Here is a 24,866-nt window from a genome sequence, read left to right on the forward strand (position 1 = left end):
GCCATTTTCCAATGCCAAAACTAAAAATAGCTTTAATTGATGACGATCTGGATCGGGCGCAGTACATCAAAAAATCACTGATCGAACATGACTTCGAAGTCGTGGCATGCCTAATGATTGATCATTTAACTATGTTCGATCTGCAACAATTACATGCAGATGTGATTTTACTGGACATGGATCATCCACATCGAGACATCATTGAAAGCTGTGTCAGTCAATTTGATTTACCTACTGTCTTATTCACTAAGAATAGCCATAAAGATACAATTAAAAATGCTATAGATGCAGGAGTCACAGCGTATATTGTGGATGGTATTGATCCAAGTAAACTGGAAAATATTTTAGAAATTTCCATCGAACAATTCAAAAAACATAAAAAATTAATGACCGATCTTAAAGATACTAAAAATAAACTAGCTGACCGCAAAGATTTAGAAAAAGCTAAAGTTTTACTGATGCAATTACATAGTTTAAACGAAGAACATGCTTTTCAGCTATTGCGTAAAAATGCCATGAGCCACCGTATGACCATTGGTGAAATGGCTCGTCGTTTACTAGACGCTCAACAACTTTTACAAAATCAATTGAAGGATTAGATGATGACAGATTTAGAAAAAACTAAAATCCAAATTGGCTATATTCCTTTACTCGATTGCGTTGCAATACTTTGGGCAAAACAGCGCGGTTTTTTTGATGAACAAGGTCTAGACGTTAATTTAATCAAAGAAGCCTCTTGGGCGAGCCTAAGAGATCGTTTGGCTTTTGGTGTTTTAGATGTCGCTCATTGCTTATCAGCCATGCTTCCTGCAGCGGCTTTAGGTGAGGATCAGCTCGGTATTCCACTACAAACCAATTTGGTCTTGAGCCAAAATCGTGCTTTTATTTCACTCAGCCAAAAGCTTTGCCATCAACTCAATATTTCTCACCAAGATTCTGCTGAACAATCTGCTCAAAAAATTGTTCTCGCCCTAAAAAATGGGCAGAAAATACGTTTGGCAAATGTATTTAAGCAATCTATACACCACTATTGTCTACGACAATGGCTCGCACTTGCAGATCATGAAACCGCTAAACAATGTAATCTCCTAACACTTCCCCCACCCTATATGGTCGAAGCCATTTCTAAAAACTTAATTGATGGTTTCTGTGTTGGAGAACCTTGGAACACTCAAGGGGAATTAGCAGGTATCAGCCAACCCGTCACTTCAAGTCAGGAGATTATCCCTGACATCGCAGATAAAGTTTTAGCTTTCACTCAAGACTGGGCCATACAATATCCCAATACGCTTAAAGCGATTACTCAAGCAATTGTTAAAGCTCAACAAGAGTTAAAAGATATGGTTAATTTTGATGAAGTCTGGGAGCTATTAATTGAATTTAATATTATTCAATTTCAATGCTCAGAAAGTCTTCATGTAGAGAAATATTATTCCATTCAAAATATCATTCGTCATTTAGTCAAAGATTCTGCAACACCTAAAATAGATGATTTTTATTGGCTTATTGAACAAATGATCAAATGGGATAACATTACGTTAAAACCTGCTGAAATAGCACGAATTGCTGAAAGTTGCTACTTGCTGTTATATAAAACATAAACTTTGAGTATTAAATACGGCTTTGTTGCATAAACCTTTAATTATGATCTGATCCTTTTCTTTCAGTCTGTTGACTTAAATTTCTAAAAAATAAATGCATAAAAAATCCCATGTCGGTTGGCATGGGATTTCTTTATGGCATTAAAGATGTTGGTTGCTGGATGGCTTATCCTCCAATTGATAAGGAGACTATTCAAAAGTATAAATTTGAAATAAAAAATAATTTAAGAACCTATTTAGAATGAAATTTACAAAAAATCTGATCTCACAGTTGTCTATTCTTTTATTGTGTCTTTCATTTTATTTCTAGCTATTCTTATTAGTAGTCAATTAAATATCTCACCACCTTTATCCAATCTAGTCTGTTCTGATCTATTTCAATCCAAAATTTGATGAGGGGTAAAATCACAGGCAAGAAAAAAGCCCTTGTGTTATCACAAGGGCTTTTTTCTATTTAGCGGAAGCGGTGTCCGCATAACAGTAGTCCTATACAGTCCAAACAAATACTATAAAAATATATTATTCAATTAGATACAAAACATTAAATCCAACGACGTCTTGACCAATCCAGCCAATTCCAGTATTTTATGAGGGGTAGGTTGTGGGGTAAGCAAGAACATGCCAAAGAAGTCTAAAGAACTATCTGCACTCAGTGTAGCAAAAATTAAAGAGACCGGTCGATATTCCGTAGGTGGCGTGGATGGCTTATGTCTAAATGTCGAAGGTAATTCTCGCGTCTGGATTTTGCGCGCTATTGTAGGCAAGCGTCTAGATAAAGAAGGTAAACTAAAACCTCATCGCCGTGATATTGGTATCGGCCCCTACCCTGAGGTTTCTTTATCTGAAGCTCGTACTAAAGCAACAGAACTACGATTACAAATTCGAAATGGCATTGATCCAATTGCTCATAAACGAGAAAAGCTTGAAAAGTTACATATCCAAAAGCTACGTGACAAAACATTCAGTGAATGTGCAAAAGTGGTTATTGCCAATAAAACGCGTGAGCTTAAAAATCAAAAGCATATCGGGCAATGGACGACTACACTAGAAACTTATATTTATCCAACCTTGGGGAATCTTAGCATTAGCGCAATTACCAAAGTCGATATTGCTGAAGTTTTAAAACCTATCTGGGTTGAAAAAAATGAAACCGCTAAACGTATTCGTGGTCGTATAGAAACCATTTTTGATTATGCCAAGGCTATGGGATATTTTGTAGGTGATAACCCTGCTGAATGGAAAGGTAACTTAGAGCCTATTTTAGGTAATCTAAAACAGGTTTCACGCCCTCACCCTTCTTTGCCTTATGAACAGGTTACAGAGTTTATTCAGCATTTAAGGCAGAAAAAAGGTATTTCACCCAAAGCACTAGAATTTGCAATTTTAACGGCTTGTCGGTCGGGTGAAATCTTTGGAGCCACTTGGCAAGAAATTGACTTTAAAAATAAGGTTTGGATTATTCCCAAAGAACGGATGAAAGCAGAAAAGGAACATCGTGTTCCCTTATCACAACAAGCCATTAGTTTACTTCAATCCATTCAAGACCATATTCAACCACAAGAGTTCATATTCCCTGCCCCTCGCAGTGGTGCAATGCTTTCTGATATGTCTTTAACTACATTGATCAAACGTATGCATGAACAGAAGTTAAAAGAAAATGGCTTAGGCTATATTGATCCAAAACAAAATCGTGTGATTACTACACATGGTTTTCGCTCGACTTTCCGTGACTGGTCAGCCGATAAAACAGATTACCCTCGTGAAGTTTGTGAACACGTACTTGCCCATAAATTACCAGATGAAGTTGAAGCAGCTTATTTACGCGGTGCTTATCTTGAAAAACGTAAGGGACTGATGGCAGATTGGTCTGGATTTTGTGATAAAAAAGTAGTCCAATGATGGATTAGATTACATATTCAAAATATTATATTAAATAAATTAAATTCTCAGACGAAGTGCAACAAAGATTAATTTAACTTGAGTTCGACGAACTCAAGTTACTTATACTCAGCATTTAGGATGCTTCTTAATCCCCCATCATTTCATCCATGAATCCTATCTTAACCATTTTTAACCATATTATTTTTTAAATGGACACTTATTAATACAATGGGCTAGTTGTAGGCTCAACACAGTAGAAGTAATGATAATCACTATTTTCTAAGAATGGACTCAGTTTTTAATAAAAATATGCGCCTCATAACAAAAACTCACCGATATATGAAAAAATATCATGTGAATAAAACTTCTCAATATCCTAGTAAAAAATTATCATGAATCTTATTTAAATCAGACAAGCAAAAATGAATCGTCAGATTGGAACCAGTATAGGTATTTTAGCTCTTTTACTATGGTCTACCTTAGTTGGTCTATTACGACTCTCGACGGAAAAATTTGGCCCACTATATACAGTTACTTATGTCTATACTTTCAGTGCCATCATTTTATATTTATCTTACGGCCTACCTGATTTTAAAAAAGTTTCTAAAAAATTCTTATTTATTTCTAGCATACTGTTTGTTATTTTTGAGTTATGTTTCGCATTTTCAATTACTTTAGCTCAATCATCAGAAAAATCTATAGAAATGAATATTATTTTCAGTCTATGGCCAACATTAATAATTTTAATGCTCACTTTTTTAAAAGAAGAAAAAGTAAATTTTTTAACTATTGTTGGTGTACTAATTAGTTTTTCTGGCATTATCATGATCAATTACCACCCAAACATGAATTTTATTGATAATTTCTATAAAAATCCAACAAGTTATTTACTCATTTTATTAGCATCTATACTCTGGGCGGTATACTGTATTTATACTAAAAAACAGAGCAATGGTACGAATGCTATTTCGTTGTATTTTATTTTAACAGCTGTGGCTTTATGGGTTTTAACATTATATACCCAAGGTTTTTCTTTCCCTCACGTTAACTCTATCACGAGTTATTTCTTAATTATTCTAAATGCTTTCTTTTTTGCAATGGGATATTTAGCTTGGAATGTTGGTATTATTAAAGGTAATATGCCAATATTAGTCATGCTTTCCTATTTTTCCCCAATGCTTTCATCAGCATTTTCAGTCATTGTTTTACATTCAAGTTTATCTACAAACTTCTGGTATGGTGCAATCATTGTCACGATTGGGTCACTGATATGTTGGCTTTCTATTCGTAAAAATCAAGTTCAACAAACTAAATTAGCAACTTGATTGACAAAGATAAATGAAAACTATTTTTATCCTATATTAACGATATTCCTATTCAAAACTTCAGGAAGCGAAATCGCTTCCTGAAAATAATATAATCGCTTAACCCTTTAAAAAGGTCTATTTCTAAAAATTATATATCAACATAATATTCAAAAGTTTGTTCCATTTACCATCATCACCTGCTGCTAAAGAGGTCGTTGTTCCACCGACAAATGGATCATTCTTACTCATTAAATACTCTGTATATAAAGAGACATTTTTATAGCCCCATGCGACACCCACAATATTTCGTTGTGAGTCATCAAAACCCTGCTCTTTTTTATTAAACCCACTCAGCACCATATATGGGGTGATATTGAAAGAATCTCGGACATTATTAAAGACATAACTTGTATCTAGAGTATAAAAGTAGCCTTTATTGGCAATATCATATTCAGTATCAAAAGAACCAAAGGCTGAACTATTCGGGCTCAAAGCATCTTTATTACTAATCGACTGTTTCCCACCTGTAAGAACTATATTCAAATTCTTATAGTTAATTCGGTTAAATAGTACCCAAGCATTTCTTGTACCATCCGCCGAAGCCTTCTTATTTTCAATATCTGAATGCCAATAACTTCCACCTAACGAGACTTTCAAATCATCTGTAGTTAAAAACTTAAGCTCTTGATCAACACGAGCCATCCACATATTTTTTTCATTTAAATCTGTTTTAAGTGGATCAGAGGATGTCACCATATTACCTGTATAACGTGCAGCATCTTTACTTTCACCGTGATAATTTCCACCGTCTGTAGCAAAATAAGCTAAGTCTACTTTGGTTGCTGAAGGCATTTCAAAGTGATAATTCACGCCTAAATTCAAAGCATCCTGTAATCCCATGGTATTGTTGATGCCTGCATAGAAACTACTATCCCAATAGCGCCCTGGCCCAAATGGAATCGGTTGTAAACCTACACTGATATTATCTGTAGAATTTAAGCGATATCCCATAGAACCTGAAACCAAAGTTGAAAAGTCACAAAAGGTATCATACTGATAACAACGATATTCGGCTTGACCAAACCAATCAGGAGATTCATAACCTAAACGTAAAATTGCCGCATCAAATTTCACTTTCTCATCGGATGCTAGTTCACCATAATGCTTATCTTGATAGTTTGCTCGGACTGCCCCTGATACTGTCAATGCGCCTAATTCGCTTTGTGGATCACCAAAGGTTACACCAGCAAAACTAGGCAATGTCATGACAATACTCACTAGGCCGAATCCAACTTTTAAATACGTTTTGTTCATTTACATATCCTTGTTTAAATGAAGATGAATAAAAGCTATTCCTGCTTTCTCATACTTTTTCAGGAAACACTTCTCCCTTCAGGAGAAATTCCCAAATTTGATTTTTTGAAATTGATTGTTATAGGCCTTGGCTTGACCTATAACGTAAAAAGATTATATAAATGTAAATTGATACTCTTTAATTGGCTCTAATAATTGCCTAGCATTTAGGCTAAGCCGTGTAATTCTTTCCAATTTCCAGGATGTACCACATAACCAAATAAGGCATGTCCACCATAGATCAGTTCTGTTCCTTCTGGTATCCACAACATTTGCCCTGGGCGTACCTCATATTTATGACCATTGGCTGTGAGTTCAAAACATCCCTCAATCACAAAGACCACTTCGTCATAAAGAACTTTCCAAGTGACTTCTGCCCCTTCCCAGCGTGCAAACCCAATTCCCATATTGGGTGAAACATCTTCGCCTAATGCTCTTGCTACATAAGCAGTACCATCTGGAGTTTCGCCACGTAAATTAAAATTAAGCTTGGCACTATCTACTAACTTCACTTCTTTCATGTCTTTATCCTGTTTATAATTCACTACGACTTCGCCACTTTTCAAATGCAATACGGGTTTTTACCCCAATGCCTAAAAATGGTTCTGGTGGGTTTAAACTCGGCATACCAGTGACATACTGAATATCTTTTAAGGCTGCGGAGTCTGTACCTACAATTAAATCTGCCAGTAATGTTCCTGAAATTGTTCCCCATGCAGCACCAACCCCATTGTCACAAGCGCTGGCATAAACACCATCTTCCAACTGACCAAAGAAATTGGTGAAATTACGAGAAATAGCATAAACGCCACCCCACGTGTGGGTGAATGGAACATCTGCTAAATCAGGATAACGAGCTAAATATGCTTTGCGATGGTCTTGTTGAATCCATCGTCGAGTTTCATCACTCACATTTGCACCATATTTCGGCACATGTTTATAGGTATTACGAATTAAGATACGGCGATCTGCCGTCATGCGTAAGGTCGTGCCTGCATGATCTGCTGGGGTAAGTCCCCAATCTAACTCACCATGATAACGTGACATTTCAGCATCAGTTAAAGGTCGAGTCCAACTTGCAAAAGTCATTACGGGTAATAGACGGTTTTTTAAATAACCGAATTCTTTGGTAAAAATACTGGTCGCCAATAACACGGTTGGTGTCGTTATAATGCCGTGATCACCTTGAAGTATCCATTGACCATTCTTCTTTTTCAAACTTCGAACAGGAGATTGTTCCAATAATTCTACGTTTTCAGGTAAATGATCTCCCATACCTCGGACTAAAGCGGCTGGTTGCATTAAATAAGAACTGGGCGTAAAAATCGCTCGACTATAATAATCTGTCCCCAAAACTTTTTTCAGCTCTGCTTTTTCCACCCAGCGAAACGGCTCTCCAAGATCTTTCATCAAGTGTTCAAAGTGATTAAGATGTGCTTCTCCTCGCTCACCAATCGCCCCTTGATATTTACCAGCCGCAGACCATTGGCATTCGATCTTATATTTTTCGACCAAACCCTGTAATTGGGCAATTGCTGCTCGGTTCAAACTTAATAATTTTTGCTTATGCGCTGGATCTGGATGACTTAATGCAAATTTATGTGGCAAATCAATCACAAATCCCGAATTACGACCAGATGCACCTTCTGCAACACGTTGAGCATCAATTAAAATAATTCGTGCATTTGGCTTTAACTCAGCAAGCCTACGTGCTGCTGCCAATCCCGCAAAACCCGCACCAATAATTGCATAGTCAGCTTTTTGTGTCCCAAGCAACTTCTGAGAAGGTGGTGCTGGCGGTAAGGCTGAGTACCAACCACAAGTACTATCATCATTTGGTAAAGCAATCATCTTGTTCTTCCTTAAACTATCGATGGTTGATGGGTATTCAGTTTCTCAAGCCACTGACTACGATGTTGTTGTAATTGACGTCCCAATAAGGCAAAACCAGTTAATTTTCCTGTGTCATCATAAAAACCGGCACTCCATTCTCCCTCATGTTGTTCAACATGCCATTTTCCATCCCCCATTGCAGGAAGGAGTGAAAGCGGTAAAATTGGTGTTTTCACAATGACAGGGCTGTTTTGTAATTGAGTCATTTGAATTTTGCCTAATAAATTGTCCGCTAAGGCTGGAATTGCCTGATTAATCGGACTAATGTAAGGCAGCCATTGACCTTCTACTTCAGCACAATCACCTAAAGCAAAAATAGAGTTATCACTGGTGCAATGATCAAGACCTGTACAAATACCATGTGCTGTATTTAAACCCGCCATTTGTGCCAATGTAATATTTGGGCGTAATCCAACAGCACTCAAAATCAAGTCTGTCTCTAATAACTGCCCATCTTGTAACTGAACTTGATAACGGTTATTAACACTCTGGATTGACTGAATACTATTTTGTAATTTCCATTCAACTCCAATTTGATTCAGTGCATTTTGTAATGCATGACCTAATTCTTCTGGAATCAAACGTCCCATTGCTGATCGACCTAAGCCGACCACGGTCACTTGAATACCATGCGCAGCAAGATCATTGGCAAATTCACATCCGATTAATCCATCACCTAAAATAGTAACGTGTTGTTTAGCCTCTAACTTTTCTCGGAAAAGACGATAATCAGCTAAATCATTCACACTATAGACATGAGAAGTATCGCCCTGAATTGGAATAACAATCGGACTTGCACCAGTGGCTAAAACCAAGCGGCCATATGGATATTCACCAATAGAGGTGTGAATTTTTTTATTCACACGATCAATTTTCTTAACAAATGTATGCGCATAAACTCGAATATTTAAGCGTTGTTCCCAACTTAAGGCGGTCTCTCTAACTAAACTCGGACCATCCTTACCTAAGGCTAAGGCATTCGATAACGATGGTTTGCTATAAATTGCACCATCATCCGCAGTAAATAAGGTAATAGACACATCTTTAGATTGCTGGCGCAGTGCTGAAGCCAATTGATAGCCTGCATGACCACTTCCAATTATCACAATAGGTTCAATCACATTCAAACTAGCAATTGCAGGTTCTTCAAGAACATCATCTGTGATATCAAGCATTTCAAAATCAGCTTTACCTACCTGACATTCTGGGCACATCCAATCCTCTGGAATGTCTTCCCATTTTGTACCTGGTGCAATTCCATCATCAGGCCAGCCTTTCGCTTCATCGTAAATCCAGCCACAGACAACACATAACCACTTTCTCATCGTGTCTATTTCCCTTTTTTCTACTATTTACACGTTATGTTGCAAACGAATTCCAATATTGCGTGTTTGAACATAACTAAAGATGGCTTCCTGCCCTTTTTCACGACCAAACCCAGATAATCCAACACCGCCAAATGGGGTTTCAATACCACCTGCAAACCATTCATTAATAAATACTTGTCCAGCAATCAAGCGATTGGCTACACGTAATGTTTGATTCAAACTTTCACCAAATACACCTGCGACTAATCCAAAGTCTGTACCATTGGCAATAGCCACCGCTTCATCTTCAGTTTCAAATGGCATTATCACGAGTACAGGGCCAAAAACTTCTTGTTGTGCAATCGACATTTCAGGAGATGCTTCAATAATTGTCGGTAACACAAAATAGCCAGATAAATCTGCTGCATGTCCACCCGTCAGAATATTGGCGCCTTCTTGTCGTGCTTTTGCAATCATTGCCAAGATTTGCTGTTGCTGATCGTGAGATATAACGGGGGTAAGTTCAGCATTATTTTCACCGATCCCCACAGTTAGGCTTTCAGCCAAACCCACCACTGCATTTTTGACTTCGTCATAGCGACTACGATGTACAAGTAAACGTGACATTGCGGAACACACTTGCCCAGAGTTATAGAAAATTCCGACTTTGACGCTACGCAATAATTGTTCAAGGTCGACATCAGCAAAAGCAATTGCTGCTGATTTCCCACCTAACTCCATTACTGATGGGGTCGCACGTTCAGCAGCATCTTTTAAAATACGCTGCCCAGTTGCTACAGAACCCGTGAATACAATTTGGTTGGTATATTTGTGTTTAACCAAACAACTCCCCACTTCTGAACCTTTACCACAAAGCAAATTGATCGCACCTTGTGGAAATCCAGCTTTTTCAAGCGCTTTAAATAATAAAATCATACCCAGTGGGGAAATTTCAGGTGATTTCACCACGACTGCATTACCTGCGGCCAAAGCTGGTGCTAAAGAGCGCGCACAAATGGACACAGGGAAATTCCAAGGTACAATTTGCACGGATACGCCCATTGGAATATAAGAAGTAAAATCAATGTAATCTTTGCCTAAAGGCACAGAAATTCCTTCAATTTTATCTGCCATTCCTGCGTAATATTCGAAGTAACGTGCGGCTTCATCAAACTCTTCACGTGCTGTTGCCAAATTTTTACCATTTTCACGGCACAGAATTAATGCACCCTCAGCAGCAATTTCACGAATTGCATCCGCTGCTTTTAGTAGCCATGTTGTACGCTGTGCAGGGCGAACATCGGTTAATACACCACTTTTTGCACAACGATGAGCTGCGGTCATAGCAGCATCAGCATCTTCAATACTGGCTTGAGCCATCGTAGCAAATGCTTGTGCTGTTGCGGGATTGATGACATCCAACTGGCTAGAAGAATCTCGCCATTGACCATCAATAAAGTTGAGGTAATGTTGCATATTATGCCTCCAACGCTGCTTTGGCTTGAGTTGCCAACCATTGTTGGAAGAAATGAGTCGGTAAATCCATTTCAGGTGAGAAAACACCACCACCAAAACCAGGAGAATGTCGACCTTTTTGCATATTTTCTACTGCAAAAATATCTTCAGAAAAAACAACTTTCCATGATTCTAAAGTTGCTTCACGGCAAGCATCGTATTCAGGCTTTAATGACTCATCCCCAACATAATACAAACGTAGTTTTTCAAGTGTTTTCTCAGGAGCAATCGGATCAATCATCATGGCAAATGCATGATCAGCCTGAATACCTAACAATACATTTGGGAAAACCGCCACATATTCAGCATGACGCAATTGTTCTTCTGGCCAATGTGGAAATTTTGGTAAATGTGTACCTGCAGTTGCAGATAAATTATATTTATAACTGCCTTGACCTGCAAAACGACCTTCAAACATGATGTTGTAATGATCTTCAAGTTTTGAATAAGTATTTAATGCAGGATGTACCCATGGTAAATGATAGGCTTCACAATAGTTTTCAACTGTTAGCTTCCAATTACTCTTTACAGGTAACTCAAAAGTTGAACCTATTTTACTGGTGCGAATTAAATCTAATCCATCTTCACCTAAGAAAGGTTTCCAACGTTCAACTAGTGGTGCAATATGCTCTTCAAAGCTTGGTGCATCACCAGAGATATTAATAAACACCATATCCATCCAAATCGCTGAACGAAGTGCTTTTAAGCCATGTTTTTCACACTTAAAACGATCATCCTTATGTTGGTTAATACCACCAACGTGCGGAGTTCCCTTTAAGTTACCATTGAGGTCATAACTCCAAGAATGATATGGACAACGAATCACACCTTCAATGGTGCCTTCTTCATGAACCAGTTGCATACCACGATGGCTACATACATTATGAAAAACTTGAACCTGACCTTCACGGTTACGCATCATGACTAATGGCATACCCATAAAGTTGCTTGGTTTGACATAGCTTTTTTTCGGCAAATCAGAAGCAAAACCAACACATACCCAAGTTTTACTCAAAATATTGTCACGTTCAAAATTAAAATACTCATCACTGGTATAGGCGATATTTGGCATACCATTGGATTCAGTAATCGGATTTAAAACATTGTCGACTTGTTGAACTGTAATCAGTTTTTGGTTGACTTGGCTATTCATCTAATAATCTCCATTTATTTTGAATCACGCAGTACTCCCTGCGTTGCTATTCACATTGCTGCACTATCTGCTGCCTTATGGAGATTGTGGAAAACATCTTGATGATAAACAAACGACTTTTTTGCTCGGTACACATGAGTTTTAATCATGCATTTTTTTGTATAACACTTTTATTAAATTTGGTGTCTTGCAAAAATATACGTATTACAAAAACTCACTCAGAGATGAGAATAAATAGGTTGAGCATCCCGCTAAGATATCTTTACTCTTTTACGATCTACACAAACAGTTAATAGATAGTTAGCTGCTTGCCACGCATCCAAGGAGGAATTATGCGTACAACAGGGATCTCTGAATCCAACACAGTCGTATCTGTGGTTTCAAAAGTTTTAGTCATTATATTTATTTTATTTTGTGCAATTTATGCAGATAAAGCAGTTGAAATTTTTTCTTATTTATCCGGTATCTTACTGCACAATATGAAATGGTTTATCTTATTGGCTGCTACAGGTATCTGCTTCTTTCTTATCTATCTCATGTTCAGCCGTTATGGGTTAATCAAATTAGGTAAAGACACAGACAAACCCGAGTACAGTTACTTTGCATGGATGTCAATGTTATTCTCATGTGCAATGGGTGTCGGTCTGGTTTTCTGGGGTGTTGCTGAGCCCATGAATCATTATGCAAGCAATCCTTTTACCAAAGGTTTAACGGATGAAGCTGCCAGTATGGCGATGCAAATCACCTTTTTCCATTGGGGTTTACATGCTTGGTCTGTTTACTGTGTTACAGCTTTAGCCATTGGTTATTTCTCATATCGTAAAGGGCTCCCTTTTTCTTTGCGCTCTATTTTGCATCCTTTTATTGGAAATCGTATTTATGGCCCTATTGGAAATTTAGTTGATATTATTGTCATTGTAGTCACCACCTTTGGTATTTCTCAAACCCTTGCGCTGGGTGTGTTACAAATTAATGCAGGCCTCAATAAAGTATTTGGTTTAGGCATCAATGTCACCTCCCAATTTATTATTTTATTACTGTTGTCTAGTCTCGCAACAATCTCTGTAGTACGAGGTATTGGTACAGGAATGCGCCGTATCTCTGAATTAAACATTATTTTATCAATTATTCTTATTGTTATTTTAATGTGTGTTGGCCCTGCACGTTATATCACCCATTCGTATATGGAAGGCCTGAGTAACTATTCTTCAAACTTTATCAGCATGAGCTTATGGAGTGATGCACAAAAAGATTCTGAATGGCAAAATTGGTGGACAGCCTTTTATTGGTTATGGTGGTCAACATGGGCACCTTTTGTAGGAATGTTTATTGCTAAAATCTCCAAAGGCCGAACGATTCGTCAACTTATCGCGGGTGTTTTAATTATTCCAACGTTGGTAACATTCCTTTGGATGAGCGTCTTTGGTGGTTCTGCGCTTAAAGTTGAGCAAAATGCTCGCCACGCATTTGAGAAACAACAGACTGCACAAATAGAAAAAGCTCCGTCAACTGCTACTCCAAATCTACAAAGCAAAGCCATAGACACAACACAAGCCTCATCTGAATTTACAGGTGGCCCAATTGTTAAAGCAACCCAAAAGGACAACACTCTGGCAATCTTTGCCTTGTATGATGCGATTGATGATGGCTTATTTGGAATGATCCTGAGTATTACCACATGCTTATTACTGATTACTTATTTAGTCACCTCACAAGATGGCGGTACACACGTATTATGTTTCCTTGATACTCGTTCAGAAAAAGAGACGCCTATTCGTACACGACTTATCTGGTGTTTCTTTGTAACCTCCATTAGTTTAGGGCTACTCTATGTAGGTGGATTAAAGGCGATTCAAACAGCGGTTATTTTGTTTGGTTTTCCAATCCTAATTCTGTTAACTATTATGTGTGTGGCTCTTCTTAAAGTCTTACATAAAGAAACTTCAATTGGTGTTTTAACCTTAGCCGTAGAAGAAGTAAAAGAAGATTTAGATCCTATAAATTTAGTTAAAACACCACTAGAAACAAAGTCTAAAACCTAGTCGTTGTTGAATTTAATCGTAATAAAAAAGGAGAAATTACAAATTGCTCCTTTTTTATATTTTCCATAAATGGAAAATAAATGCAGTATTAGTAACGCAATGATGTCATTTACAGTCGAAAGGCAATCTCATTAAGTTAAACCTTTCTCTCCCACTTTCCCAGGTAACTGCTCCAATAGCCAACAACGAAACTGTTTAACACTCGGAGGAATTATTCCTCTATCAATAGGTTCGAGCATACTAAAATTTGCCTCAGTTCTTAATACCGTTTCTATTGGACGAACTAAAGCACCACTCTTTAAATAATCATCAACTAAAGAACCCCATGCCAATGCAACACCTTGACCATTAATTGCAGCTTGCAATAACATCGGATAGTTATTGATATTTACTCTATTTTTGGGCTTAATTACTGGATAGTTTACCGCTTCAAACCATTCTGCCCAAGTAATCCAATCCTTCTGTGAATCGTCTAAATAAAGTAAACTTTTAGCGAATATATTTTCAGAATCACTATCTTTCTCAAACTGTGAAAGATAGCTTGGACTACAAACAGGAAAAACCTCTTCAGGAAATAAAGTCGTTACTTTCATGCCTGTAGGCGGTACCCGACAATAGAATAGAGCTAAATCAAAATCCATTTTATATAAATCTTTAATATTTTCTGTGGTTAATATCCTTAAATCAATTCCTTCACTTTGTTGAAAAGCTGAAATTTTAGGTAGCAACCAAAGTGCGGCCATGGCATTCGTTGTTGCAACTGTAACTTGATGTTCTCCCTGCCATTTCTTTATATCAGCCGTTGCTTGAGCAACATCTAATAAAGCACTATAAATTGTTTTATAGTATTGTAAGCCTGTCGGGGTCAAAAAAATATTTCGATTGGCTCGAACAAATAATTCCTTCCCTAAATATATTTCTAGCTGTCGTATTTGCCGACTAATTGCCCCTTGCGTAACGCTTAATTCATTTGCTGCTTGAGTAAAACTAAGATGACGCGCTGCCGCCTCAAATACAATCAAGCTATTCATAGGCGGCAATGGTTTAATTTTCATGGACACTCCTAATTTGTCCTACATTTCCATTTTTAAGATTTGACGCGTAATTAAATTATCATCCATTTCAAATTTTAGTCCTTACTTAAATTTACAGTCCTTCTACTTCTAAATTCGTAGTTTTACTGGAAACCCTTTTCGCAATAAAGTGTCATATCGTGACATTAATAAAAAGTGAGAAAAAGTACTTAACCCATGAGTTTTAATCATGGCTAACTGGACTGCCCCCAGTATCCTAGACACGAGACAGCCTCATTTTGAAGCTGCCTCAAATGCTTCTGGACTCATCCCATCAAGATGCGAATGGCGCCTGATTCGATTGTAAAACATCTCGATATAATCAAACACATCTGCACGTGCCATTTCTCGTGTTTTATAGATCCTCTTTTTAATTTTTTCCTTCTTTAAGCTACTAAAAAAGGATTCAGCAACGGCATTATCCCAACAGTTTCCGCGACGACTCATACTGGGAACTAAGTTATGCTTCTGACAGAATCTTTGCCAATCTCCGCTGCTGTATTGTGAACCTTGGTCTGAGTGTATGATCACAGGCTCATTTGGCCTACGTCGCCACACTACCATGAGAAGTGCATCCAAAACGATATCCTTGGCAAGCGTAGGTTTCATTGACCAACCGATGACTTTCCTTGAATATAAATCAAGAATCACAGCCAGATATAACCAGCCTTGCCAGGTGCGAATGTAAGTTATATCAGTCACCCAAGAAGTATCAGGCGTGTTTACAACAAACTCTCGATTTAAGTAATTTGGTGGAACGATTTGAGAACGACCACAGCCATAACTCTTATGCTTTTTATATCCTAGAACAGCGGCAATGCCATTGTTCTTCATGATCTTTAGCACACGATTAGGCCCACAGCTTTCCCCTAACTCTTAGATCCAGCATGATGCGACGATACCCATAGATACCATAACTAGCTTCATAAGAAGAGCGAATAAGTTGTAATAACCGTTTGTCTTCAATGGTTCTGCCTGATTCAGGTTCATGTAACCAGGCGTAATAGCCAGCACGAGCAATCTTAAGAACCCAGCACATCATTTTAATCTTAAACTGATGGCTGTATTCAAGGATAAACTGATACTTTACTCGGGCAGGCTTGCAAAGCGGCGTGAAAGGCGTGCTTTCACTTTAAAATATCCCGTTCCTCTTCAGTTTGTTTGAGCTGACTTTTAAGGCGAAGGATTTCTTTCTTTGCTTCGAGAAGTTCATGTTCATCAGAACTGTTGCGTAAAGGCTGTACGACCTTTAGCCATTTATAAATGCTGTGCTGTGATATACCTAAACGTTCTGCGACTTCAGTGACAGAATATCCACGTTCAGTAATCAATTTAACAGCTTCATCTTTAAATTCTGGGGTATATCTTTGTCCACTCATAAGGTTCTCTCCTATGCAAAAAGAATAGACTAAATTTGTCTAGGAGAGTGGTGGCAGTCCATTTCTAACTAAAGAGTGTCTACAAAATCGGTGGCTATTCAGCTATGACTGAAACTGCAATGGTCACCACCACTAAGGTAATCACTAAAATCACAGGCTTCCAACCCAGTGCCGCAATTTGCTCTAAGGTAATTCTCATTCCGAGTAACGCAATACCAATCCGTAATACAGTACGCGATGTAAATTCAATACCCGCCTTACATTTACTCTCTGAGGAGAGAAAATTCAGCCCCATCCCTAACAATAAAGCAAATAACATCACTGGAGCGCTGTAATGCTCCGATAAGAAACCTGCTGCTGCGACAACAATAAACTCACCACAAAACCCGGCAGCAACTCACGTGTATGCTGATTCCAATTCATTAGCATCGGACTATTCATGCTGCTCTCCAGCATCCATTATAATAAATACTTGATCATCAATGACCTTAACAGGATATGAAGCAACTTTAAGCTGTGTAGAGTTCAACAGATACCCATTGGCTAAACCATGCACACAGCATTGGAGCACGCATCCTTCAAACTTGCCGCACCTTAATGAAGTACCCTTATGTAGGTAACTCTCATCAATCGCATAAAATTGTCGAGCCACATGAAATAGAGTAGGCATTTTATTCTCAATTTGGAGAAAGACACGTGCGCTTAGTGTAAGATTTTTTTCAATTGGAGGCTGAAATCGAGCTGTCATTACACCTGCCCTCATACTACTTTTTGGACATTTAATCTTTTAATGTCATGGTGATAATGAGATTTTGCATAAAAGAATACTGCTGCTGATATAATACTAACCAGTGGCATTAACTGAAATGCATTGTGTAACCCAATCACATCAGAAACTTTACCAATAACCAGTGGTCCAAGTGCCAAACCCAGTAAATTATTGGCTAATGTCAGTGTTGCAAAGGCAGTGGCATGTACTGAATAATGCGTCAGATTAGCTACCATCGCAGTAGCTGGGCCATTACTACCAAATACAATAAAAGCTCCTAAACAAATTAAAACCAGTTGTGCACTACCTACTGGCAAAGTAAAAGCCAGCAACAATAGTCCACAACTGACTAGACAATAAACAATCGCCAAACTAATTTTACGATCTGGATGCTCACGTCCTAAACGGTCACATAACATGCCACACAAAATAGTACCAACGGCACCACACAACACAATGACCGCAGCCATCGCACCTGCCTTATCTGTACTCATGCCATAGTAACGATTCAAATAGCTTGGCATCCAAACAATCACAGTTCCTCCAACAAACAACTGCAATCCGCTGCCAATATAGGCTGAAATAACGGAATGACTTGAATATAAACTACGCAATGGACGCTGTGCCTTTATCCTTGCTTTATCAGCCACATCTGTTAAACGTGCTGGGCTTACCCGCTTCTCTTTGACAATCAGCGGATAAATAATTGCCAATATCAAACCAAATATGGCCATACCGCCAAATGCCCAACGCCAGCCAAAATGTTCAGCCATAAGGCCGCCTAACGCCATACCTAATACAGCGCCAAACACGCCGCCTGCCATAAAAGCACTTGTCAAAGTTGCACGCATTTCTCGGGGGAAGACGGCAACGATAACTGCCATACCCACACTGCCATAGGCCGCTTCACCAACACCCACAATAAAACGAGCAACAAGCATTTGTTGATAACTTTCTGCGATTGCGCAACCTAAGGTCGCTAAACTCCACAAGACCGCCATCAACGTTAAGCTTTTAATTCGACCAAAACGATCTGCCAATAAAGACAGAGGTAAACTCAATAGGCCGACCATTAAGGCCACGATGCCACTAAGTAAACCTAATTGACTATCACTGAGCACCCATTCTGCTTTGAGCAACGGGAAAACAGCATTAAGTACCTGACGCGACATGTAATCTGAAATCAGTAAACCAAAGGTTAAAGCAAAAACCAACCATGCATAACGACGTGGAATACTGATCGAGGTATCTACACTGGCTGTATTTTGTATATATTGTTGTACGCCCATATGACTTCCCTATATTTTTATCATCTTCATTCTATGTCTAGAGTCACTTCTTTAGGACTCACTCTTTCTAGCTCAAGCACACTATAGACTTAGAGGAATTCCTTTCCATTTACTGCCTAATATCGTTTAAAAATCTTGATATTAGCTTTTTAGCTCTCTAGCAAAATTGCTCCAAATTGTTCACGTAAATCTTTCTTAAGCACCTTACCTGTACCCCCCATTGGAATCGTATCTACAAAAATAACCTTGTCTGGAATCTGCCATTTTGCAATTTTATCTGTGTAATAATTCAAAAGGTCAGTTTCAGTTATTTGACTCGTAGCAGATTTTTTAGCGATTAAGATGGGACGTTCATCCCACTTGAGGTGGGTGGCCGCAATCACCGCGACATTCTCAATTTCAGGATGTGCAATGGCAATATTTTCAAGTTCTACTGAGGAAATCCACTCACCACCTGATTTGATTAGGTCTTTGGAACGGTCACGAATGGATAAATAGCCATCTGCATCTAGTGTGGCAATATCGCCCGTATCGAACCAACCATCTTCAGTTAATGCATTGCTATTTTTGCCAAAATACGTGTCAACAATCCAATGCCCTTTGATTTGTAAATGACCTGTAGTTTGACCATCACGTGGCAATTCCTGCTGACTTTTTTCGTCATCACTAATGCGGAGTGTCACACCAAATGGTGGACGGCCTTGTGAGAAACGCAACTTAAACTGCTCGGCTTCTGAGAGTTCCGCATGCTTGGCCTTAAGCTGGTTCACGGAACCAATTGGACTGGTTTCAGTCATTCCCCAAGCATGAATGGTTTCACATTGATACACGTCTCGGAATGTTTTAATCATGGATGGTGGGCACGTGGCACCGCCAACAACGTTGCGTTTTAAACTGTGTAACTGACTGCCCAACTGATGTGCTGCGGTTAACAATCCTTGCCAGATCGTTGGAACACCTAATGCATTCGTTACATGGTACTGATCAATCAAATTGACTAAACTGATGCCATCTAACATCGGCCCCGGCAGAACTAAACTACAGCCAACCATCGCTGCTGTGTACGGTGCTCCCCAAGCATTGACATGAAACATCGGGACCACCGGCATGACAACATCCATCGCAGAAAAATTCAATGAATCTGGCATGCTAATCGCATAACTATGCAATACCGTTGAACGATGACTATAAAGAACGCCTTTTGGATGCCCAGTGGTGCCAGAGGTATAACACAGTGAACTGGCCAATGACTCTTCAAGCTCAGGCCACACATATTGGTCAGATTGAGTGTCAAGCAATTGATCATAGAATTTCACTTCTGGAAATGCATCTACAATGGCTGAATCATAGGCATCCAAACAAATAAAATGTTCAACATTCGGCAGATATTCTTTGATTGACACAATTAAATGAACAAAATTTTTATCAAACAAGACCACGCGATCATGCGCATCATTGATGATATAAATCAATTGTTCAGGAAAAAGACGTGGATTAATGGTATGACAAATCAATCCGCTTCCTGAGATGGCATACCATGCTTCTAAATGACGATGGTTATTCCATGCAACGGTTGCCACGCGATCACTTAATGACAATCCAAACGATTGTAAAACATTCGCAAATCGTTTTGAGTTTTTTGCAACTTGTGCCCAATTACTGTGCGTCATACTGCCGTCTGTATTTTTAGAAATAACAGCAGTATCTCCATGATACATTTCAGCATGCTCAATTAAGCTACTAATCAAAAGTGGCTGAAACATCATATTTCCGTTCATGGTTGTATCCTTACTTACAATTTTTATAAATTCATTTTTAATATCAGTAGATGATGATTTTTAAGTTGAGACGAGGAAGTACCAATAACCTGTCATACCTCTATTAAAGGTCCAACTCTAAAACACTAGTCCTTAAACTGCTTCAAGAACTCTAATAGCAACTCATTCACCGTCTCAACGCTTTCTTCCGCTACGGCATGACCTATTCCTGATAGCAGTACTTTCTTTTGTAATTCAGGCATATAAGTTTCTAATCCATCGTAAACATTGCGTATCTCTATCGGTTCGATAGACGGATCTGCTGCGCCGCCGATAAACATACTTGGTTGGCGAATCACTGCACCGTCTAGAAAAGAAGTGATTTCCCAATTACGATCACGACAACGGTAATGATTAATAGCACCTGTAAATCCTGTGCGTGTATATTCCTCAACGTAGTAGTCGATTGCTTGTGCACTTAACCATGATGGGAACTCCTTTGGCTCCGTAAATGAATTAAGAATAGGCTCACCTGCCTCGATAAATAGACGCCAACGTTCATTGCCAACAGCACTACCAGAAACTGAATAATAAATACTGCGCAATGTCTTACGTGGATCAAGAGCAAATTCACGATCAGGCTTATCAATTTGCTGAAAGTATAAATGATGAAATACCCTGCCATTTGCCATTTTCTTTAAGCCAATAGTGGGTTGAACCTTTCCACGTGGTGGCACTGGCGTATTGAACATCACTAAGCCCTGAAATAAATCAGGTCTTAACATCGCTGCTGTTTGAGCGACCCACGCGCCTAAATCATGTCCAACAATCACCGCTGATGCTTCCCCTAGCGCGGCCATTAAACCAACTACATCACCCACTGACTGGCTCATGTCATAAGCATCAATGGAATCTGGCCGATCACTTTGACCAAACCCTCGTTGATCAGGAACAACTACCCGAAAGCCAGCATCAGCCAACACCTTGATTTGATTGCGCCACATGTACCAAAGATACGGAAAACCATGCAGTAGAATAACGAGTGGTCCTTGCCCTTCGTCGACATAATGAAGACGGATGCCGTTAACTTCGGCAAAACAATGTTTGAATGTAGCGGGATCATCCACATTGGTTCTAGCAAGTTTGGCGTGGGACTGATCAATATCTATTAAGGTGCTAGTGTTCATTATTTATCTCCATTTTTTAATTTATGGAATATAAGGTAGCGTGAATTGACTATTTTATATTATGTTTAATAGGACATAATTTTGTAAAATTAGGACAGACCTGTGTATACCTTAACGCGAAGTGCCAGTCTCACTAACTTTGAACACGTGGCCCATTCATTAGGCCTTGATCCATTCCGTATGTTACGAATGGCTCAGCTACCAGCCACTGTCTTCGATGATCCAAATCAGATGATCAGTGCAGATGCCGTGGGGTGGCTATTGGAAGAGTCTGCACGCCTTTCCTCTCAGGAAGCTTTCGGACTCTTACTCGCAGAAACAAGAAGCTTAGCCAACTTAGGAATGTTGGCGCTGGTATTACGAGATGAGTCCACATTACGCGCAGCGATGCAATCTGGCATCCGCTATATGCGATTGCATAATGCTGGTGTGCACTTACATCTTCAGGATGTAGGTGATTTCGTACTACTACATATGGATGCCAATATGCAAGGAGGGTATGGCATTTGGCGGCAGACAATAGAAATGTCAACCGGCATCCTATTGAAGATTTTCCATGTACTGAGCGGAAATACCTTTCGACCAGTTAGAGTGACTTTCACACATGAACCACCCGCAAATTTTGAAGTACATCATCGTGTGTTAGGTACTAATATTGAATTTTCACAAGAATACAATGCCATCGTTTACCGTAAACTTGACTTGGACCTACCTATCCCTAAAGCCGATCCGACAATGCATCGTGAGGTGAAGAGATGGTTAGACATGGAACTGGTTAAACTCCACAACGAACCTGTGCTACGGACACGTCAGATTGTAAAAATGCTGCTGCCAAGTGGCCTGTGCTCCGTTGATCAAATTGCTCAGCATCTAGGCATGCATCGACGTACTCTTAACCGACATCTAGCAGCAGAAGGTGAAAATGTCACTACTATCATTAATGCTGTACGTGCTGATCTCGCCAAAGAATATCTGACCACCAGCAGACGCCGATTATATGAAGTTTCCGAGCTTCTCGGTTTTTCATCTTCCGCAGACTTTTCGCGTTGGTTCCGCAGTCAATTCGGTAAAACGCCTTCGAGTTGGGCCTCTCAATATCGTAAAAATAAGGCAAAGCCTCTTTCACATGAATTAGAAGATACAAAGTAAGATTATCAACTTTAACTCATTAAAGAACCTACTCCCAACTTCACTCGCCATCCGACTATTTATATACTTCCTAGAGTAGGTGAATGCTATTTTTCATAATTACAAGACCAATTGTCCCAATATGTTAAAAATACGTCCTAAAAACCAAAATAAAATACGATTGTAATGCGTATATTAAAGCTCATAGCCAAGGAAATGGTGCCCACTCAGCCCACTTAAAGGCCTTAAAGGACGCGCATATCGCTCGCCAGCGCACAATAACAAATCGGAGATATCCATGACATCTAACGCTGTAATGCAAAATACTATTCCACAGTCAAAATCTGTGGCACCAGCAATTATTCGACCATCAGTTCTTCAACACTCGTTTAAAGTCGAAATTTGTACCCCCACCATTGGTGCCGAACTTAGTAACATCAGTCTAGCTGATGCAGCGCAAGATCCAGCATTGATCGCTGAAATCCGTGCACTTTGGCTCAAACACAAAGTATTATTTTTTCGTGACCAAGATATTACTCCAATGGAACAGCAACATTTTGCTGCACAATTTGCGGAACTAGAAGCCCATCCACTTGCTCCTAGCCATCCAGAGGCCGATAAATTATTGATGTTGTACCGAAATCTTGATCCGAGTAAACCAAAAAATTATGTCGAAAAAGCCAGTCGTGAAAATATCTGGCATGCTGATGTGACCTATAAAAAGGCACCACCACGCGGTGCAGTCTTACGCTGCGAAATGGGCCCAGAAAGTGGTGGGGATACTATATGGTCAAATATGGTGATGGCCTATGAAAATCTCCCTCAAGCCATTAAACAACGCATCGATGGTCTATATGCAAAACACGGTGCTGAACAAACCTTTGGTGCACAATTACCGCGTGAAGAGCGCCTTGCAATGGCCGAAAAGTCTCCAGCATCCGAGCATCCTGTAGTACTTACCCACCCTGAAACAGGCGAAAAGGTATTATTCGTCAATTCTGCATTCACCACCCATTTTTCGAATTTCTTCAATTTTGAGGATATTCGATATGGGCAGGATTTTATGCCTGAAGCACAACGACTCATGAATTATCTGACCTCACAAGCCATGATTCCTGAATACCAAGTCCGCTTGAAATGGAGACCCAATACAGTTGCTATGTGGGACAACCTACAAGTTCAACATTACGCAGTGGCGGACTATGGCAATGCACCTCGAAAAATGTTACGCGCTACCCTTGTAGGTAAACCACTAGTCTAAGCATATTTAACCACTTTCAACCTAAAGAACTTAAGCAAATCAATGGAGATAGATATGCTATACCAACAAATAGAAACTGCCGTTATCGATGGTGAGTCACTGCCTTGGGTACCATTAATTCCCTTTTCAGACAAAATATTACTGAAATATTTCAAGCTCGATCCAATTCGAGGCGAATGGATCGTACTCATGCGAGTGCCGTTTGGCGTATCCATGCCCAAGCATCATCATACTGGAACAGTGGTGGTTTATACGACTGAAGGTAAATGGAAATATATAGAACACGATTGGGTCGCAGGGGCAGGTAGCCTCGTATATGAAACGGCTGCATCAAGTCATACATTTGAAGTCTTAGAAGTAGGTGAAAGTGGCTATGTAACGACATTGGTTCAAGTGAGTGGTGAACTCTTGTTCCTCGATGACAATGAGAATATCGTTGCCTCAGAAAACTGGAAAACTTCACTAGACCGTTATCTTGCCTACTGTGAAAAAAATAACATCACACCACAAGATCTCACCGCATTTAAATAATTGAAAAACCTACACAATACAATGCTGAAAAATTAAAAAACGATCAATAAAAGAATGGAAGCTTAGCTTCCATTCTTTATTTCATATAAAAGATTCATGTTAAATAAAAATCAACAGTACAAGTTTTATCTGATTGTGTTCTAATTTTTTAGGCTTTTAATTGCCCATGAATTTTTAATTTTTTTTTCACGTTTAATTAAAATAAATATACGATGGCAAGCCAATACAGATGCCCCTAAATACAAAACTTAGCCCTAAAAAAATCATTCCTGACATTTTAATAATAAAAGTAATTAGGCCACTCTAGCAGTGAACTTCTTCCTTAATTGCCACAGCAATATTAGTAGTAATTTCTCCCAACCGTACCAGTCCCGCCAACGCCACTACTAGTTCTATTGGTAGTAAGCCCAATAGTATTCAAACACTAAAAAGGTAAAGTA

General features: G+C 39.0%; 19 protein-coding genes and 2 pseudogenes. 8 read left to right on the plus strand and 13 right to left on the minus strand.

Annotated features, from left to right (window positions below):
* Nucleotides 1–11 precede the first annotated feature (11 nt).
* The 4 genes from BBP83_RS05380 (at nucleotide 12) to yddG (ending at nucleotide 4,807) form a co-directional block, all read left to right on the plus strand.
* A complete protein-coding gene (locus BBP83_RS05380) occupies nucleotides 12–599 on the plus strand; it encodes an ANTAR domain-containing response regulator (protein ID WP_068886381.1) in 588 nt (195 codons plus the stop codon).
* A gap of 3 nt (nucleotides 600–602) precedes the next feature.
* Nucleotides 603–1,601 carry an ABC transporter substrate-binding protein gene (locus BBP83_RS05385; protein WP_068886771.1) on the plus strand — a complete coding sequence of 333 codons (999 nt, stop codon included), beginning with the start codon at nucleotides 603–605 and terminating at the stop codon, nucleotides 1,599–1,601.
* A 618-nt stretch (nucleotides 1,602–2,219) separates the two neighbouring features.
* A complete protein-coding gene (locus BBP83_RS05390) occupies nucleotides 2,220–3,500 on the plus strand; it encodes a tyrosine-type recombinase/integrase (RefSeq protein ID WP_068886382.1) in 1,281 nt (426 codons plus the stop codon).
* Nucleotides 3,501–3,904: 404 nt separating this feature from the next.
* Nucleotides 3,905–4,807 (plus strand): aromatic amino acid DMT transporter YddG, encoded by a 903-nt coding sequence (gene yddG, locus BBP83_RS05395; RefSeq protein WP_068886383.1) that lies wholly within the window; start codon nucleotides 3,905–3,907, stop codon nucleotides 4,805–4,807.
* Between the two features lie 123 nt (nucleotides 4,808–4,930).
* Here yddG and BBP83_RS05400 read toward each other — a convergent pair whose 3' ends face one another.
* The 6 genes from BBP83_RS05400 to BBP83_RS05425 all read right to left on the minus strand — a co-directional run bounded on the left by BBP83_RS05400 (nucleotide 4,931) and on the right by BBP83_RS05425 (nucleotide 12,010).
* Nucleotides 4,931–6,103 (minus strand): hypothetical protein, encoded by a 1,173-nt coding sequence (locus tag BBP83_RS05400; protein WP_068886384.1) that lies wholly within the window; start codon nucleotides 6,101–6,103, stop codon nucleotides 4,931–4,933.
* Between the two features lie 206 nt (nucleotides 6,104–6,309).
* Nucleotides 6,310–6,663 (minus strand): ethanolamine utilization protein EutQ, encoded by a 354-nt coding sequence (locus BBP83_RS05405; RefSeq protein WP_068886385.1) that lies wholly within the window; start codon nucleotides 6,661–6,663, stop codon nucleotides 6,310–6,312.
* A 13-nt stretch (nucleotides 6,664–6,676) separates the two neighbouring features.
* The gene (locus BBP83_RS05410; RefSeq protein ID WP_068886386.1) at nucleotides 6,677–7,993 is read right to left on the minus strand and encodes an NAD(P)/FAD-dependent oxidoreductase; all 1,317 of its coding nucleotides are present in this window, start codon (nucleotides 7,991–7,993) and stop codon (nucleotides 6,677–6,679) included.
* Between the two features lie 11 nt (nucleotides 7,994–8,004).
* On the minus strand, nucleotides 8,005–9,360 hold the full coding sequence (locus BBP83_RS05415; protein ID WP_068886387.1) for an FAD-dependent oxidoreductase: 1,356 nt from the start codon (nucleotides 9,358–9,360) through the stop codon (nucleotides 8,005–8,007).
* 27 nt (nucleotides 9,361–9,387) lie between these two features.
* A complete protein-coding gene (locus tag BBP83_RS05420) occupies nucleotides 9,388–10,818 on the minus strand; it encodes an aldehyde dehydrogenase family protein (protein WP_068886388.1) in 1,431 nt (476 codons plus the stop codon).
* Nucleotide 10,819: 1 nt separating this feature from the next.
* A complete protein-coding gene (locus BBP83_RS05425; protein WP_068886389.1) occupies nucleotides 10,820–12,010 on the minus strand; it encodes an aromatic ring-hydroxylating oxygenase subunit alpha in 1,191 nt (396 codons plus the stop codon).
* Nucleotides 12,011–12,342: 332 nt separating this feature from the next.
* On the opposite strand from BBP83_RS05425, the gene BBP83_RS05430 reads away from it, so the two are divergent.
* Nucleotides 12,343–14,052, plus strand: a complete 1,710-nt coding sequence (locus BBP83_RS05430) for a BCCT family transporter (protein ID WP_078055402.1) — start codon at nucleotides 12,343–12,345, stop codon at nucleotides 14,050–14,052.
* Nucleotides 14,053–14,183: 131 nt separating this feature from the next.
* Here the strand turns inward: BBP83_RS05430 and BBP83_RS05435 are convergent, their stop codons facing one another.
* The 7 genes and pseudogenes from BBP83_RS05435 to BBP83_RS05470 form a co-directional block, all read right to left on the minus strand.
* A complete protein-coding gene (locus BBP83_RS05435) occupies nucleotides 14,184–15,107 on the minus strand; it encodes a LysR substrate-binding domain-containing protein (RefSeq protein ID WP_068886390.1) in 924 nt (307 codons plus the stop codon).
* A gap of 252 nt (nucleotides 15,108–15,359) precedes the next feature.
* A pseudogene (locus BBP83_RS05440) lies at nucleotides 15,360–16,504 on the minus strand (IS3 family transposase).
* 100 nt (nucleotides 16,505–16,604) lie between these two features.
* Nucleotides 16,605–16,945 (minus strand): annotated as a pseudogene (locus BBP83_RS14940) (putative sulfate exporter family transporter); the annotation flags it as partial.
* Nucleotides 16,938–17,252, minus strand: a complete 315-nt coding sequence (locus tag BBP83_RS15450) for a Rieske (2Fe-2S) protein (protein ID WP_068886393.1) — start codon at nucleotides 17,250–17,252, stop codon at nucleotides 16,938–16,940. The gene BBP83_RS15450 and the pseudogene BBP83_RS14940, both read right to left, overlap by 8 nt.
* A gap of 11 nt (nucleotides 17,253–17,263) precedes the next feature.
* On the minus strand, nucleotides 17,264–18,562 hold the full coding sequence (locus BBP83_RS05460; RefSeq protein ID WP_068886394.1) for an MFS transporter: 1,299 nt from the start codon (nucleotides 18,560–18,562) through the stop codon (nucleotides 17,264–17,266).
* A 149-nt stretch (nucleotides 18,563–18,711) separates the two neighbouring features.
* Nucleotides 18,712–20,340: a long-chain fatty acid--CoA ligase gene (locus BBP83_RS05465; protein WP_068886395.1), complete on the minus strand. Its 1,629-nt coding sequence runs from the start codon at nucleotides 20,338–20,340 to the stop codon at nucleotides 18,712–18,714.
* A gap of 125 nt (nucleotides 20,341–20,465) precedes the next feature.
* Nucleotides 20,466–21,506, minus strand: coding sequence for an alpha/beta fold hydrolase (locus tag BBP83_RS05470; protein WP_078055403.1), 1,041 nt, complete (start codon nucleotides 21,504–21,506; stop codon nucleotides 20,466–20,468).
* 102 nt (nucleotides 21,507–21,608) lie between these two features.
* On the opposite strand from BBP83_RS05470, the gene BBP83_RS05475 reads away from it, so the two are divergent.
* From BBP83_RS05475 to BBP83_RS05485, 3 genes are all read left to right on the plus strand, one after another.
* Complete coding sequence (locus BBP83_RS05475; protein ID WP_068886396.1) at nucleotides 21,609–22,655, plus strand: AraC family transcriptional regulator; 1,047 nt, start codon at nucleotides 21,609–21,611, stop codon at nucleotides 22,653–22,655.
* Between the two features lie 277 nt (nucleotides 22,656–22,932).
* Nucleotides 22,933–23,895, plus strand: coding sequence for a TauD/TfdA dioxygenase family protein (locus tag BBP83_RS05480; RefSeq protein WP_078055404.1), 963 nt, complete (start codon nucleotides 22,933–22,935; stop codon nucleotides 23,893–23,895).
* Nucleotides 23,896–23,949: 54 nt separating this feature from the next.
* The gene (locus BBP83_RS05485) at nucleotides 23,950–24,426 is read left to right on the plus strand and encodes a 2,4'-dihydroxyacetophenone dioxygenase family protein (RefSeq protein WP_068886777.1); all 477 of its coding nucleotides are present in this window, start codon (nucleotides 23,950–23,952) and stop codon (nucleotides 24,424–24,426) included.
* The last annotated feature ends 440 nt before the right edge of the window (nucleotides 24,427–24,866 follow it).

The sequence above is a fragment of the Acinetobacter celticus genome (assembly GCF_001707755.1).
Taxonomy (GTDB): Bacteria; Pseudomonadota; Gammaproteobacteria; order Pseudomonadales; family Moraxellaceae; genus Acinetobacter; species Acinetobacter celticus.